Source organism: Streptomyces roseolus, from assembly GCF_014649855.1.
Lineage (GTDB): Bacteria > Actinomycetota > Actinomycetes > Streptomycetales > Streptomycetaceae > Streptomyces > Streptomyces roseolus.
Genome location: NZ_BMTV01000017.1, coordinates 1 through 13,969, shown reverse-complemented (window position 1 = coordinate 13,969; position 13,969 = coordinate 1). Strand labels below are relative to the sequence as shown.

General features: G+C 71.5%; 13 protein-coding genes and 5 tRNA genes. 5 read left to right on the top strand and 13 right to left on the bottom strand.

Annotated elements, in window-relative coordinates; genetic code table 11:
- Positions 1–86 precede the first annotated feature (86 nt).
- The 4 genes from IE245_RS20645 to leuC form a co-directional block, all read right to left on the bottom strand.
- Positions 87–785 carry an HU family DNA-binding protein gene (locus IE245_RS20645; protein WP_189949717.1) on the bottom strand — a complete coding sequence of 233 codons (699 nt, stop codon included), beginning with the start codon at positions 783–785 and terminating at the stop codon, positions 87–89.
- A 143-nt stretch (positions 786–928) separates the two neighbouring features.
- The gene (locus IE245_RS20640; RefSeq protein WP_030750706.1) at positions 929–1,156 is read right to left on the bottom strand and encodes an SCO5555 family protein; all 228 of its coding nucleotides are present in this window, start codon (positions 1,154–1,156) and stop codon (positions 929–931) included.
- Positions 1,157–1,260: 104 nt separating this feature from the next.
- Positions 1,261–1,854, bottom strand: coding sequence for a 3-isopropylmalate dehydratase small subunit (gene leuD / locus IE245_RS20635; RefSeq protein WP_189949714.1), 594 nt, complete (start codon positions 1,852–1,854; stop codon positions 1,261–1,263).
- A 5-nt stretch (positions 1,855–1,859) separates the two neighbouring features.
- A complete protein-coding gene (gene leuC, locus IE245_RS20630) occupies positions 1,860–3,284 on the bottom strand; it encodes a 3-isopropylmalate dehydratase large subunit (RefSeq protein ID WP_189949712.1) in 1,425 nt (474 codons plus the stop codon).
- A gap of 139 nt (positions 3,285–3,423) precedes the next feature.
- Between leuC and ndgR the strand changes: the two genes are divergently transcribed.
- A complete protein-coding gene (gene ndgR, locus IE245_RS20625; RefSeq protein WP_005311436.1) occupies positions 3,424–4,140 on the top strand; it encodes an IclR family transcriptional regulator NdgR in 717 nt (238 codons plus the stop codon).
- A gap of 131 nt (positions 4,141–4,271) precedes the next feature.
- On the opposite strand, the gene IE245_RS20620 is transcribed toward ndgR, so the two are convergent.
- From IE245_RS20620 to IE245_RS20580, 9 genes are all read right to left on the bottom strand, one after another.
- Positions 4,272–4,344: transfer RNA gene (locus IE245_RS20620), tRNA-Glu, on the bottom strand.
- 36 nt (positions 4,345–4,380) lie between these two features.
- Positions 4,381–4,452: transfer RNA gene (locus IE245_RS20615), tRNA-Gln, on the bottom strand.
- 22 nt (positions 4,453–4,474) lie between these two features.
- Positions 4,475–4,547: transfer RNA gene (locus tag IE245_RS20610), tRNA-Glu, on the bottom strand.
- 61 nt (positions 4,548–4,608) lie between these two features.
- A tRNA-Glu gene (locus IE245_RS20605) sits at positions 4,609–4,681 on the bottom strand.
- Between the two features lie 42 nt (positions 4,682–4,723).
- A tRNA-Gln gene (locus IE245_RS20600) sits at positions 4,724–4,795 on the bottom strand.
- Positions 4,796–4,887: 92 nt separating this feature from the next.
- The gene (locus tag IE245_RS20595) at positions 4,888–5,613 is read right to left on the bottom strand and encodes an HAD family hydrolase (RefSeq protein WP_189949710.1); all 726 of its coding nucleotides are present in this window, start codon (positions 5,611–5,613) and stop codon (positions 4,888–4,890) included.
- Positions 5,614–5,692: 79 nt separating this feature from the next.
- Positions 5,693–7,174: a glutamate--tRNA ligase gene (gene gltX, locus IE245_RS20590; RefSeq protein ID WP_189949709.1), complete on the bottom strand. Its 1,482-nt coding sequence runs from the start codon at positions 7,172–7,174 to the stop codon at positions 5,693–5,695.
- A complete protein-coding gene (locus IE245_RS20585) occupies positions 7,167–7,952 on the bottom strand; it encodes a fumarylacetoacetate hydrolase family protein (protein ID WP_030496945.1) in 786 nt (261 codons plus the stop codon). The genes gltX and IE245_RS20585 overlap by 8 nt, the downstream gene beginning before the upstream one ends.
- Before the next feature lie 112 nt (positions 7,953–8,064).
- Positions 8,065–8,262, bottom strand: a complete 198-nt coding sequence (locus IE245_RS20580) for a hypothetical protein (RefSeq protein ID WP_189949707.1) — start codon at positions 8,260–8,262, stop codon at positions 8,065–8,067.
- Positions 8,263–8,832: 570 nt separating this feature from the next.
- On the opposite strand from IE245_RS20580, the gene IE245_RS20575 reads away from it, so the two are divergent.
- From IE245_RS20575 to IE245_RS20560, 4 genes are all read left to right on the top strand, one after another.
- Positions 8,833–12,711 carry a sensor histidine kinase gene (locus tag IE245_RS20575; protein WP_189949705.1) on the top strand — a complete coding sequence of 1,293 codons (3,879 nt, stop codon included), beginning with the start codon at positions 8,833–8,835 and terminating at the stop codon, positions 12,709–12,711.
- Between the two features lie 9 nt (positions 12,712–12,720).
- The gene (locus IE245_RS20570; protein ID WP_030496942.1) at positions 12,721–13,134 is read left to right on the top strand and encodes a roadblock/LC7 domain-containing protein; all 414 of its coding nucleotides are present in this window, start codon (positions 12,721–12,723) and stop codon (positions 13,132–13,134) included.
- Between the two features lie 160 nt (positions 13,135–13,294).
- Positions 13,295–13,705 carry a DUF742 domain-containing protein gene (locus tag IE245_RS20565; RefSeq protein WP_031013914.1) on the top strand — a complete coding sequence of 137 codons (411 nt, stop codon included), beginning with the start codon at positions 13,295–13,297 and terminating at the stop codon, positions 13,703–13,705.
- Positions 13,686–13,969: ATP/GTP-binding protein (locus IE245_RS20560; protein WP_189949702.1), on the top strand; the 284-nt coding region annotated here is incomplete at its 3' end. The genes IE245_RS20565 and IE245_RS20560, both read left to right, overlap by 20 nt.

Genomic DNA, 13,969 nt, shown 5'->3' with positions numbered 1-13,969 from the left:
CGCCGTACGGGCGTACGGCTCCGGAACGCGCCGCGGGCCGGGCTCCCGTGCGGAGAGCCCGGCCCGGCGGACGTGCGGTGACCGTCCTACTTCTTGGCGGCGGCCTTCTTGGCCGTGGCCGTCTTGCGCGCCGTGGTCTTCTTGGCGGGCGCCTTCTTCGCCACGGTCTTCTTGGCCGGGGCGGTCTTCTTGGCGGTGGCCTTCTTGGCCGGGGCGGCCGGGGTGGCCTTCTTGGCGGCGGCGGTGGTCTTCTTGGCGGCCGCCGTCGTCTTCTTGGTGGCGGCGGAGGTCTTCTTCGCCGCCGCCGTGGTGGTCTTCTTCGCCGGGGTCGCCTTCTTGGCGGCGGCGGCCGTGGTGGTCTTCTTGGCCGGCGTGGCCTTCTTGGCGGCGGCCTTCTTGGCCGTGGTGGCCTTCTTCGCCGCGGCCTTCTTCACGGTGGCGGAGGCGCCGCCGGTCAGGCTGCCCTTGGGGGCCTTCTTGACGGAGACCTCGCCGCCCTTGGGGAGCTTCTTCGACCCGCTGACCAGGTCCTTGAAGCCCTGACCCGCGCGGAAGCGCGGAACGGAGGTCTTCTTGACCCGCACGCGCTCACCCGTCTGCGGGTTGCGGGCGTAGCGGGCCGGGCGGTCGACCTTCTCGAACGAACCGAAGCCCGTGACCGAGACACGGTCGCCGGAGACCACGGCGCGCACGATGGCGTCGAGCACGTGGTCGACGGCTTCGGCGGCCTGCTGGCGACCGCCCAACTTGTCGGCAATCGCTTCTACGAGCTGCGCCTTGTTCACGTCTTCCCCTTCGGAGACTTTGCCGGAACGAAACTGTTCAAGCTTTTTCGCACGTTAGGCATGTATATACCGCAAATCAAACACGAAACGGTCTAATCACCCTAGTGCCGCAACGCGGAAGTGCCGTTGCGGAGTTCCTGGTGTCAGTCGTCTTCAGGGAATCGGCCCTCGTCGAGGTCCTTCATCAACCGGTCCAGACGCGTCGCCGCGTCCGCGAGATCGTGCTTCGCCGCGGCCGTGACGACCAGCAGCTTCCGGGACAGCGCCATCCTTACGCCCTCCGGGACTTGCAGTGCGCGCACCCGGGAGTGCGCTTCTTTCAATCGGTCGGCGACTTCCTCGTAGAGCTTGAGTTGGTTGTCGCGTTCCATGCACCGATTGTGCCATCTAGGGCGAGTTGTCGCCCGACAGGGTCTCAACAAGCGACTGCGCCCCCCACCGGAGGGTGGGGGGCGCAGTCTTGGAAAAGCGCTGCTCAGGCCGTAATTGTACGGGGCTTGAAGGACGGCCTGGCCGTCTCGTAGGCCGCGATGTCGGCTTCGTTCTGAAGGGTGAGGCTGATGTCGTCGAGGCCGTTCAGGAGCCGCCAGCGGGCGTTCTCGTCGAGCTCGAAGTCGGCGTCGATCCCGGCCGCCAGGACCTTGCGGGCCTCCAGGTCGACGGTGACCTCGGCGGTCGGGTCGGCCTCGGTCAGCTCCCAGAGGGCGTCGACCGTCTCCTGCGGCAGGACGACGGTGAGCAGACCGTTCTTCAGCGAGTTGCCGCGGAAGATGTCGGCGAAGCGGGAGGAGATGACGGTCTTGAAGCCGTAGTTCTGGAGCGCCCAGACGGCGTGCTCGCGGGAGGAGCCGGTGCCGAAGTCGGGGCCGGCGACCAGGACCGTGGCGCCCTGCCGCTCGGGGCGGTTGAGGACGAACTCTGAGTCCTTGCGCCAGGCCTCGAAGAGGCCGTCCTCGAAGCCGTCGCGGGTGACCTTCTTCAGCCAGTGCGCCGGGATGATCTGGTCGGTGTCGACGTTGCTGCGGCGCAGCGGGACGGCGCGGCCGGTGTGCGTGGTGAAAGCTTCCATGGTTCTCAGACCCCCGCGGTGGTGACGGCGTCGGACAGGTCGGCCGGGGAGGCCAGGTGGCCGAGGACGGCGGTGGCGGCGGCGACCTGGGGGGAGACCAGGTGGGTGCGGCCGCCCTTGCCCTGCCGGCCCTCGAAGTTGCGGTTGGAGGTGGACGCGGAGCGCTCGCCGGGGGCCAGCTGGTCCGGGTTCATGCCCAGACACATGGAGCAGCCCGCGTGCCGCCATTCGGCGCCGGCCTCCTTGAAGACCTTGTCCAGGCCCTCCTCGACGGCCTGCAGGGCGACCCGGACGGAGCCGGGGACGACCAGCATGCGGACGCCGTCGGCGACCTTGCGGCCCTCCAGGAGGGAGGCCGCGTTGCGCAGGTCCTCGATGCGGCCGTTGGTGCAGGAGCCCACGAAGACGGTGTCGACCTTGATGTCGCGCAGCGGCTGCCCGGCGGTCAACCCCATGTACTCCAGGGCCTTTTCGGCGGCGAGGCGCTCCGAGGGGTCTTCGTACGAAGCCGGGTCGGGGACGTTCGCCGAAAGCGGGGCGCCCTGGCCGGGGTTGGTGCCCCAGGTGACGAACGGGGCCAGCTCGGCGGCCTCGATGACGACCTCGGCGTCGAAGACGGCGTCCTCGTCGGTCCTCAGGGTCTTCCAGTAGGCGACGGCGGCGTCCCAGTCCTCGCCCTCGGGGGCGTGGGGACGGCCCTTGAGGTAGGCGAAGGTGGTCTCGTCGGGGGCGATCATGCCCGCGCGGGCGCCGGCCTCGATGGACATGTTGCAGATGGTCATGCGGCCCTCCATCGAGAGTTTCTCGATGGCGGAGCCCCGGTACTCCAGGACGTAGCCCTGGCCGCCGCCGGTGCCGATCTTCGCGATGACGGCGAGGATGAGGTCCTTGGCGGTGACGTCGGCCGGCAGCTCGCCGTCGACCGTGATGGCCATGGTCTTCGGGCGGGCCATGGGCAGCGTCTGGGTGGCCAGGACGTGCTCGACCTGGCTGGTGCCGATGCCGAACGCCAGGCCGCCGAAGGCGCCGTGGGTGGAGGTGTGGGAGTCGCCGCAGACCACGGTCATGCCGGGCTGGGTGAGGCCCAGCTGCGGCCCCACCACGTGGACGACGCCCTGCTCGACGTCGCCGAGCGGGTGGAGGCGCACGCCGAACTCGGCGCAGTTCTTGCGCAGGGTCTCCAGCTGGGCGCGGGAGACCGGGTCGGCGATCGGCTTGTCGATGTCGAGGGTGGGGGTGTTGTGGTCCTCGGTGGCGAGGGTGAGGTCGAGGCGCCGCACCTGCCGGCCGTTCTGCCGGAGGCCGTCGAAGGCCTGGGGGCTGGTCACCTCGTGCAGCAGGTGAAGATCGATGAAGAGGAGGTCGGGCTCGCCCTCGGCGCGCCGGACGACGTGGTCGTCCCAGACCTTCTCCGCGAGTGTCCTACCCATCGCTTTCCCTCCGGCCGGCGGCTGCGCCGGCACCACTAGAGACCGTTGTGCGGTCCGTTGTGCGGCCGCCTCACCAGAGTGACAAGTTCCTCGGAAAATTGAACTTGCGTTTCACAGAGTGAGACGCGAATATCGTTGCATGGACAACTCTAGCGGCGTAGGCGTTCTCGACAAGGCAGCCCTTGTCCTGAGCGCCCTGGAGTCCGGTCCGGCCACCCTCGCAGGACTGGTCGCGGCGACGGGACTCGCACGACCCACGGCCCACCGGCTGGCCGTGGCATTGGAACACCACCGGATGGTGGCCCGCGACATGCAGGGCCGTTTCATTCTCGGCCCGCGGCTCGCGGAGCTCGCGGCGGCGGCCGGCGAGGACCGGCTGCTCGCGACGGCCGGACCGGTGCTCACGCATCTGCGCGACGTCACCGGCGAGAGCGCGCAGCTCTACCGGCGCCAGGGCGACATGCGGATCTGCGTGGCGGCGGCCGAGCGGCTGTCCGGCCTGCGGGACACCGTCCCGGTGGGCTCGACGCTGACCATGAAGGCCGGCTCCTCGGCGCAGATCCTCATGGCCTGGGAGGAGCCCGAGCGGCTGCACCGCGGCCTCCAGGGCGCCCGTTTCACGGCGACGGCCCTGTCGGGCGTACGGCGCCGCGGCTGGGCCCAGTCGATCGGTGAGCGGGAGCCGGGCGTCGCGTCCGTCTCCGCGCCCGTCAGGGGCCCGTCGAACCGCGTGGTGGCCGCCGTGTCGGTCTCGGGTCCGATCGAGCGCCTGACGCGCCACCCGGGGCGCATGCACGCCCAGGCGGTCATCGACGCCGCCGCCCGTCTCAGCGAGGCGCTCCGCCGCAACGGCTGATCTTCCTCTGTTCACCTGTACGTTCCCCGGCCCACCGCTCCAACGCCGCAGCGGTGGGCCGGAGTTGTCCGTGCGCAGTGCCGGGAACAGCGAAGAAGCCCTCCCCCGAAGGGAAGGGCTTCTCGATCGCGTACCCCCGACCGGATTCGAACCGGCGCTACCGCCTTGAGAGGGCGGCGTGCTAGGCCGCTACACAACGGGGGCTTTGGATCATGCGGGCGTTTCCGCCGCAGACCCGAGCTGGTCTACCAGGACTCGAACCTAGACTAACTGAACCAGAATCAGTCGTGCTGCCAATTACACCATAGACCAATACGTGGTTAGACCAGCGTCGTACCCCCGACCGGATTCGAACCGGCGCTACCGCCTTGAGAGGGCGGCGTGCTAGGCCGCTACACAACGGGGGCCCTAGCGATCCTGCATCGGTGCCACCGGGAGCTACCCAGGTGATGCCGCGGGAAGGATCTGTACCCCCGACCGGATTCGAACCGGCGCTACCGCCTTGAGAGGGCGGCGTGCTAGGCCGCTACACAACGGGGGCTCGTGGATGCCAATCCACTGGTTTGCAGATGAGCTCTGCGAGCTGGCCTACCTGGACTCGAACCAAGACTAACTGAACCAGAATCAGTCGTGCTGCCAATTACACCATAGGCCACCGGGGCAACTTCCCCGTGAGGGGGATCTTGCTCGGCTTGCGCTTTCCGGGTTCTTGCCTTTCGGCTTGCTCCCCTCGGCGCAGGAAGAACATTACCCGAAGGTGGACGGTGCTCCAAAACGGGTATGCCCGCGGAGCAGCGGCGGGAGCTGGTGGAGGTCCGTGATGCGGTGCAGACCGGGCACGTCGCCGGTGCCGGCTCGGTCCAGCCAGATGCCGTGCAGCCCCGCCTCCTGGGCGCCGAGCGCGTCGGTGTCGGGCCGGTCCCCCACGTACGCCACCTGGTGCGGGGGCAGGCCCAGGGCCGTACAGACGGCGAGGAAGGCCTCGGGGGCCGGTTTGGCGCTGCCCAGCTCGGCGGCGCACAGGACGGCCTCGAAGTGGTCGCGGACGCCGAGGGCGCGCAGCTTGGGCTCCTGGGCGTGGATGCTGGAGTTCGACAGGACGGCCTGCCGGTAGTCGGCGGCGAGCCGGTCGAGGACGGGCAGGGCGTCCGGGAAGAGCTCCCAGGCGGCCTCGTAGTGGGCGACGTACCGGCCGAACCAGGCGTCGGCCTCGGCGTCGGTCATCCCGGGCCGGTCCAGGAAGGCGCGGACGCGGTGGCGGCGCTGGTCCTGCCAGCTCCCCGCCGGTGCCTCCTCGTAGCGGCGCCAGTACAGCTCCGTGAGTTCCTTCCAGCGGCGCAGGGCGTCCTCGACGGTGCCGTGCAGCCCGTCGAGCCTCTCGGCGGCGAGATGGGCCCGCATCCCGGCCCGGTCGGCCCGCGCGTAGTCGAAGATCGTGTCGTCGACGTCCCAGACGACGGCCAGGATGCTCATGCCCCGACGGTACGCCGACGGGGGCGGCGCCCGGAAGTGCTCCGGGCGCCGCCCCCGTCGTCGGGTGCGGGTCTCCCGCCTAGGCGGCGAGCTTCGCCAGGGCCGCGTCGATGCGGGCCAGGGTCTTCTCCTCGCCCAGGATCTCCAGGGACTCGAAGAGGGGGAGGCCGACGGTGCGGCCGGTGACGGCGACGCGGACCGGGGCCTGGGCCTTGCCGAGCTTGAGGCCGTGGGCCTCGCCGGCGGCGAGGACGGCGGCCTTGAGCGACTCGGGGTCGTTCCAGTCGGCGTCCGCCAGCTTCTCGCGGGCGGTGGTGAGGAGGGCCGCGGGCTCGCCCTTCATCGCCTTGTCCCAGGAGGGCTGGTCGAAGACCGGCTCGGCCAGGAAGAGGAAGTCGACGTTGGCCGTGATCTCGGAGAGGACGGTCAGGCGGGTCTGGGCGTGCGGGGCGATCCGCTCCCAGGCCGTGCGGTCGAAGTCCTCGGGCGCCCAGGGGGCGTGCGGGGCCTGGAGCCAGGGCTCGCAGGCCTCGGCGAAGGCCTTCACGTCCAGCATGCGGATGTGGTCCGCGTTGATGGACTCGGCCTTCTTGAGGTCGAAGCGGGCCGGGTTGGCGTTGACGTCCGCGATGTCGAACTTCGCGACCATCTCGGGGATGGTGAAGATGTCCTGGTCGGCGGAGAAGGACCAGCCGAGGAGGGACAGGTAGTTCAGCAGGCCCTCGGGGAGGAAGCCGCGCTCCCGGTAGAGGTTGAGGGAGGCCTGCGGGTCGCGCTTGGAGAGCTTCTTGTTGCCCTCGCCCATGACGTACGGCAGGTGGCCGAAGGCGGGGACCTCCTGGGCGACGCCCAGCTCGATCAGCGCCTTGTAGAGGGCGATCTGGCGGGGGGTGGAGGAGAGCAGGTCCTCGCCGCGCAGGACGTGGGTGATCTCCATCAGGGCGTCGTCGACCGGGTTGACCAGGGTGTAGAGCGGGGCGCCGTTGGCCCGGAGGATGCCGTAGTCCGGCACGTTCTCCGGGGTGAAGGTGAGCTCGCCGCGGACCAGGTCGGTGAAGGTGATCGGCTCGTCGGGCATCCGGAAGCGGACGATCGGCTCGCGGCCCTCGGCCTCGTAGACGGCGACCTGCTCGGCGGACAGCTCGCGGCAGTGGCCGTCGTAGCCGGACGGCTTTCCGGCGGCGCGGGCGGCCTCGCGGCGGTCGTCGAGCTCGGTGGTGGTGCAGTAGCAGCGGTACGCGTATCCGCCGGCGAGCAGCTTGTCGGCGACGTCCTTGTAGATGTCCATCCGCTGCGACTGGCGGTACGGGGCGTGCGGGCCGCCGACCTCGGGGCCCTCGTCCCAGTCGAGGCCGAGCCACTTCAGCGAGTCGAGGAGCTGCTCGTACGACTCCTCGGAGTCGCGGGCCGCGTCGGTGTCCTCGATGCGGAACACGAACTGAGCACCGCTGCCCTGGTGGTGCCGGGCGAAGGCCCAGTTGAAGAGGGCGGTGCGGACCAGGCCCACGTGGGGGTTGCCGGTCGGGGACGGACAGAAACGGACGCGGATCGCGTTAGCCACGCTTGATCACCCTGTTGGTGAGAGTGCCGATGCCTTCGATGGTGACGGCGACCTCGTCGCCGACGGTGAGGGGGCCGACCCCGGCGGGGGTGCCGGTGAGGATGACGTCGCCGGGGAGCAGCGTCATGGCCTCGGTGATGTGGACGACCAGGTCCTCGATGGAGCGGATCATGTCGCTCGTCCGACCGAGCTGGCGTTGTTCGCCGTTGACCGTGGCCTGGACGGCGAGGTCGCTCGGGTCGAGGTCGGTCTCCACCCAGGGGCCCAGCGGGCAGCTCGTGTCGAAGCCCTTGGCGCGGGCCCACTGGGCCTCGCGCTTCTGGACGTCGCGGGCGGTCACGTCGTTGGCGCAGGTGTAGCCGAAGATCACGTCCTTGACGCGCTCCCGGGGCACCTCGCGGCACATGCGGCCGATCACCACGGCCAGTTCGGCCTCGTGGTGCAGCTCGCTGGAGAAGGAGGGGAACTCGATGGCGTCGCCGGGGCCGATGACCGAGGTGGTCGGCTTGAAGAAGGCGACCGGGACCTCGGGGACCTCGTTGCCGAGCTCCTTGGCGTGCTCCGCGTAGTTGCGGCCGATGGCAACGACCTTGTTGGGGAGCACCGGCGGCAGGAGCCGTACCTTGCTCAGCGGGACCTTGGTGCCGCTGAGCTCGAAGTCGGTGTACGGGATGCCCTTGATGATGTCCAGGACGAGGCCGCCGGACTCGACGGTCCCCTCGCCCTCGACCGCGCCGAAGGCGACATTGCCGTCGATGGAGAATCTGGCGATGCGCACGAGTGCTGTCGCCCCTCACTTGGTACTGGCTGGAGTCTGACGCTCCAGGCTAACGCGGCGCGGGGCGGCCTCCCGGCGGTTTTCGCCGGTGGCGGGCGGGTGGGGCGCCCGGTCAGGCCTCGGCGAGGTAGGCCGGCACGTGCGGCTCGGGGGCCCGCATCAGGACGGTGCGGCGCGGGTTGGCCGTCGCGCCGGGGAGCTCCGCGGCGTACTCGGGGGTGGCGCCGCGGCCGAGGGCGGCGGCGTCCGCGAGGTGGGCGAGGGTGGAACGGCGCGGGTTGGCCGTGGTGGCGGGCGTGGGTGCAGTCATCGCGCTGGCAGACCTTGTCCGGGACGGGCGCCCGTGCGGGCGCGAGAATGATGTAGAGCGTCAGGCTAAATCAAGGCGTTCCCTTCGAATACATGGCCAAGACATCGATTCCGGTGTGAGTTTGCTCACCAACGGGTGAATTTTCCGGGCATTACGGACGCGCATGTCAGGTTACGGAAAGGGACATTCCGCCACTGAACCAGCTATTCCGCTCCTGATCATCGCGACTGGGACACACGGGGATGCCGGACCTTTGGCGCCGATAAGTCCGAATCCTCCGCGATCATCTTCTACGCCCCGTGACTCGTCGCGTACGGTTGGTCATCCCCCCTGCGGTACAGACCGCAGCCCTTGTTGGAGTTCCGGCACTGTGCTGGAATTCCACGCACCGCCGCGGGTTCGAAGCCGGCACGCAGGGGGCGCAACGCAGCGCCGGCCGAGTGGCGGAGAAGGGGGATCTGCGCCGGTCACCGACGACCACCTGGGGCGCACCGACGCGTCCCGACGACGCCGACACCGTCCACTCCGGTTCCACCCGGAAGGACGCCTGGTCCAGAGGTTGCGACGCTAGTGCAGGGACGTTTCAAGAGGGATGGCACGGGCTCTGCCCCGGCCCGCAAGGGCCGCGCGGAGGCTCCGTCGGAGCAGGAACCGCGTGCCGGGACCGACCGCGGTCCCGCGGCCCCGCGCCCCGCCCAGCAGGCGCCCGGAGCGGGCGGCCAGGGCAAGGCCCAGAGCAAGGGCAAGGGCAAGGGGACACGGCCGGACGCCGAGTCCGGCGAGCAGGCCGGCGCGACCGCCGCCGCGCGCGGCGACAAGGGCGCCGCGCCCGCGACGCCCGAGAACGCGGCCGGCCCCCGAATAGCCCTGCGGAACTGGCGCATCTCCACCCGCCTCGTGGCCCTGCTGACCCTCCCCGTGGTCGCGGCCACCAGCCTCGGCGGCATCCGCATCAGCGAGTCGCTCCAGGACATGCAGCAGCTCGACCACATGCAGCTGCTCACCAAGCTCACCCGTGAGGCGACCGACCTCGCGCAGGCCCTCCAGGCCGAGCGCGACCTCTCCGCGGGCCCGCTCGCCAACGGCCGTCCGGTCAGCGACTACCAGGTCGCCAACCCGCGACGCCGTACGGACCGCGCCTACGACGCCTTCCTCGACGCCACCCGGGCCATCCCGAACAGCGAGGACGACGAGGCGCTGCAGAGCATCCGCTCCAACGTCGGCACCATCGCCGCGCAGGTCATCGACCTCCACAACATCCGGACGAACGCCTACCAGAAGGGCGTCCAGAACTCGGTGACGGTCGAGGCGTACAGCCGCCTCATCCGCTCGCTGCTCAGCCTCTCGCAGGACATGGCGCAGGCGACCAGCAACCCCGAGATGATCAAGCGGACCCGCGCGCTCGCCGCGTTCTCGTCCGCCAAGGAGTACGCCTCCATCCAGCAGGCGATCATCGCGGGCGCCCTGCCGGCCAGCGACAAGACCGCCGGCCGGATCCAGCCCGGTGACCGCCTCTACGGCGAGGCCGCGCTCAAGAGTGAGAACAACGCCTTCAAGACGTTCACGGCGATCTACGAGGGGACCGGCGGCGACGCCACCGACCTCACCGACTCGCTGCACTCCGGCAACCCCACGATCCTGGACGCCGAGAAGTACGCCGAGCGCGTGCTGGCCTCCGACGGCGCGATGCCGGGCGGCGTGCGCCGCGGCTACCTCAACTTCACCGACGAGTACGAGACGAAGATCGCGGCCATGGGCCGCATCGAGGAGCAGCTCCTCGGCGACATGGACGCGATGGCCCGTGAGCTGCGCCAGGAGTCGCAGCGCGAGGCCATCATCAACGGTGCGCTGATCCTGCTCGTCCTCGGCGTCTCGCTCATCGGCGCCTTCGTCGTGGCCCGGTCCATGATCCGCTCGCTGCGCCGGCTCCAGGACACCGCCACCAAGGTCGCCCAGGAACGCCTGCCCGAGCTGGTCAAGCAGCTCTCCGAGTCCGACCCGCAGGATGTCGACACCTCCGTCGAGTCCGTCGGCGTGCACTCCCGGGACGAGATCGGCCAGGTGGCCGCGGCCTTCGACGACGTGCACCGCGAGGCCGTCCGCCTCGCCGCCGAGCAGGCCCTCCTCCGGGGCAACGTCAACGCGATGTTCACCAACCTCTCGCGCCGTTCGCAGGGCCTCATCCAGCGCCAGCTCTCGCTCATCTCCGAGCTGGAGTCCCGCGAGGCCGACCCGGACCAGCTCTCCTCGCTGTTCAAGCTCGACCACCTCGCGACCCGTATGCGCCGGAACGGCGAGAACCTCCTCGTCCTCGCCGGCGAGGAGCCGGGCCGCCGCTGGACCCGCCCGGTCCCGCTGGTCGACGTCCTGCGCGCCGCCGCCTCCGAGGTGGAGCAGTACGAGCGCATCGAACTGGCCGCGGTCCCGGCGACCGACGTCGCCGGCCGGGTCGTCAACGACCTCGTGCACCTCCTCGCCGAGCTGCTGGAGAACGCCACCTCGTTCTCCTCCCCGCAGACCAAGGTCCGGGTCACCGGTCACGCCCTGCCCGACGGCCGCGTGCTCGTCGAGATCCACGACACCGGCATCGGCCTCTCCCCCGAGGACCTCGCCGCGATCAACGAGCGGCTCGCCTCGCCGCCCACCGTGGACGTCTCCGTCTCCCGCCGCATGGGCCTCTTCGTGGTCGGCCGCCTGTCCCTGCGACACGGCATCCGCATCCAGCTGCGCCCGTCCGACTCGGGCGGCACCACCGCGCTCGTCATGCTCCCGGTCGACGTCGCCCAGGGCGGCCGCAAGCCGGCCCCCAAGTCGGGCCCCGGCGCCCAGGGCGCGGCCCCGCAGGGCGGCAACGCCCCCGGCGGCCGTCTCCCCGGCGGCCCGGGCGCGGCCGGCGGTCCCGGCGCGCTCGGCGGTCCCGCCACCGGCGGCCCCGGCGCCGGACGTCCGGGTCTCGGCGGCACCTCGGCCCCGGCCGGCCGGCTCGGCGCGGGCCCGGGTGCCGCGCGTCCCCAGGTCGGCCCCGCCGGCGGACCGCGCACCGCGCTGCCCGCCCGGGACGGCGCCCCGCAGGCCCCGCAGCAGCCCCAGCCCGCCCACGCGCAGCTGGAGCAGACCGGTCAGCTGCCGCAGCTCCCCCAGACGGCGCAGCCCGGCCCGGGCGCGGGTCTCATCGGCGGCGCGGCCAGCGCCATCCCGTCCCGCACGGACGTGTGGGGCGGCAGCCCGCGAACCCCGCAGGCTCCGCAAGCCCCTCAGGAGCCCCAGCAGCAGGACCCGCCGGGTGCTCCGAACGGCTTCCCGCGCGCCGAGCTGCCCGGCGGCAACCCGCAGCCGCAGCGCCCGCAGGCCGCGAGCTGGGGTGCCGACCCGGCCCAGCAGCCGGCGCGCCGCCCGCAGCAGGACATGACGCCGCTGGACGCCCCGCGCGGCCACGACGACAGGGAGACCACGGGCTCGTTCGCCGCGCCCGGCGCCCCGCAGGGCCCGGGCTCGACGGGCCAGTTCGCGCGGCCGGACTTCAACGCCCCGCAGGCGCCCACGGCTCCGCAGGCCCCGCAGTACCAGGACCCGGCGTCCACCTCGGCGTTCGCCCGTCCGGACTTCGAGGCGCCGCAGGCCCCGCAGGCTCCCCAGCCCCCGCAGTACCAGGCCCAGCCGCCGTACGGCAGCCAGCCCTACGTGCCGCAGGCCCCCCAGGCCCCGCAGAACCGGCAGGCCCCGCAGCAGCGCACCGGCGACGACTTCGGCGCCCGGCAGCCCGGCCTCCCGCAGGCGGGCCACCCGCAGCAGGGCTTCGCGCAGGCCGGTCCGCAGCACACCGGTCCGCAGCAGGCCGTCCCGCAGCAGCCCGAGCAGCGTCAGCCGCAGCCCGGTCAGCCCCAGCTCGGCCGGCCGCGTCGTCCGGAGGCCCTGCCGCCGGCGCCGGCCGCGGGCGACGGGCGGACCCCGCTGTACGACACGCTGGAGACCAACTGGTTCCAGCAGGAGCAGGGGCAGCAGCAGGCCCAGGCCGCCCCGCAGGCCCAGCCGCAGCACCCGCAGCAGCAGGCTCCCGAGCTCGACCGGACCATGCAGACCCCGGTCGTCCCGCAGCCCGCTCCGGCGGCACAGCGCCCGGCCCCCGGCCAGGCTCCCGACGGCGGACGGCCGGCCACCTGGCGGCCCTCGCCCAACGACGATCTGGTGCGCCAGGCCGAGCGGGCGCGCAAGCCCTCCGCCGGCGGGGTCACCACCTCCGGTCTTCCGCGCCGTGTGCCGAAGGCCAACCTCGTACCCGGGACCGCCCAGGAGCAGGCCCACACGGCCGGCCCCCAGGTCTCGCGTGCACCCGACGACGTCCGCGGCCGGCTCACCAACCTGCGCCGCGGTATCCAGCAGGGCCGTCAGGCGGGCAACTCGACCACGGGTAGCTTCCACCTCGGTCCGAACCACCAGCAGGAGCGATAGTTGAGCGCGATGAGCCAGGCGGCGCAGAACCTGAACTGGTTGATCACCAACTTCGTGGACAACACCCCCGGGGTGTCCCACACAGTGGTGGTCTCCGCCGACGGCCTTCTGCTGGCCATGTCCGAAGGATTCCCCCGCGACCGAGCCGACCAGCTGGCGGCGGTCGCGTCCGGGCTCACCTCGCTGACCGCGGGCGCCTCCCGGATCTTCGAGGGCGGTCCCGTGGCACAGACCGTGGTGGAGATGGAGCGCGGCTTCCTCTTCCTCATGTCGGTCTCGGACGGCTCCTCGCTGGCCGTGCTCGCGCACCCGGAGTGCGACATCGGCCTCGTGGGCTACGAGATGGCGCTGCTGGTCGACCGGGCCGGCAGCGTCCTCACCCCGGATCTCCGCGCGGAGCTCCAGGGCAGCCTGCTGCACTAGCGGTCCCCACCCGCGCCGCGGCACCCGCCCCCACCCTCGACGGGGCGGTACGCCCCCCACACGTACCGCCCCCGGCACCGTTCATCGTCCGGCCGCCCCATCCGGCCCCCCACCGGCCCCATCAGACGGCAGAAGGCTTGCTGTCACGCCCGGAGGATTCATGACCCCGCCCCCCGCCTCTCACGATCCGTACGGTGGCTCGTCGCTGGACGACCCGTACGGTCATGAGGGCGACCAGCCGCTGGTCCGTCCGTACGCGATGACCGGCGGCCGGACCCGGCCGCGCTACCAGCTCGCCATCGAGGCGCTGGTCAGCACCACGGCCGACCCGGCGCACCTCGCCACGCTCCTGCCCGAGCACCAGCGCATCTGCCACCTGTGCCGTGAGGTCAAGTCGGTGGCCGAGGTGTCCGCCCTGCTGTCGATGCCGCTCGGTGTCGCCCGGATCCTCGTGGCCGACCTGGCCGAGGCGGGCATGGTGGCCATCCACCAGCCGGGCAACGGAGAAGCCGGCGGCACGCCGGACGTGACACTGCTCGAAAGGGTGCTCAGTGGACTTCGCAAGCTCTAACGGCGGCGCGGCCAGATCGACCACCAGCGCGAAGATCGTGGTGGCCGGTGGCTTCGGCGTGGGCAAGACCACGTTCGTGGGTGCCGTCTCGGAGATCAACCCGCTGCGCACCGAGGCCGTGATGACCGCGGCCTCCGCCGGGATCGACGACCTCACGCACACCGGCGGGAAGACCACCACCACGGTGGCCATGGACTTCGGCCGCATCACGCTGGACCAGGACCTGATCCTGTACCTGTTCGGCACCCCCGGCCAGGACCGCTT

What these genes read in the sequence shown, in the direction of transcription:
- IE245_RS20640 (WP_030750706.1), bottom strand. Translation starts at nt 1,156, where the DNA reads ATGGAACGCGACAACCAACTCAAGCTCTACGAGGAAGTCGCCGACCGA.
- leuD (WP_189949714.1), bottom strand. Translation starts at nt 1,854, where the DNA reads ATGGAAGCTTTCACCACGCACACCGGCCGCGCCGTCCCGCTGCGCCGC.
- leuC (WP_189949712.1), bottom strand. Translation starts at nt 3,284, where the DNA reads ATGGGTAGGACACTCGCGGAGAAGGTCTGGGACGACCACGTCGTCCGG.
- ndgR (WP_005311436.1), top strand. Translation starts at nt 3,424, where the DNA reads ATGGACAACTCTAGCGGCGTAGGCGTTCTCGACAAGGCAGCCCTTGTC.
- IE245_RS20595 (WP_189949710.1), bottom strand. Translation starts at nt 5,613, where the DNA reads ATGAGCATCCTGGCCGTCGTCTGGGACGTCGACGACACGATCTTCGAC.
- IE245_RS20580 (WP_189949707.1), bottom strand. Translation starts at nt 8,262, where the DNA reads ATGACTGCACCCACGCCCGCCACCACGGCCAACCCGCGCCGTTCCACC.
- IE245_RS20570 (WP_030496942.1), top strand. Translation starts at nt 12,721, where the DNA reads ATGAGCCAGGCGGCGCAGAACCTGAACTGGTTGATCACCAACTTCGTG.
- IE245_RS20565 (WP_031013914.1), top strand. Translation starts at nt 13,295, where the DNA reads ATGACCCCGCCCCCCGCCTCTCACGATCCGTACGGTGGCTCGTCGCTG.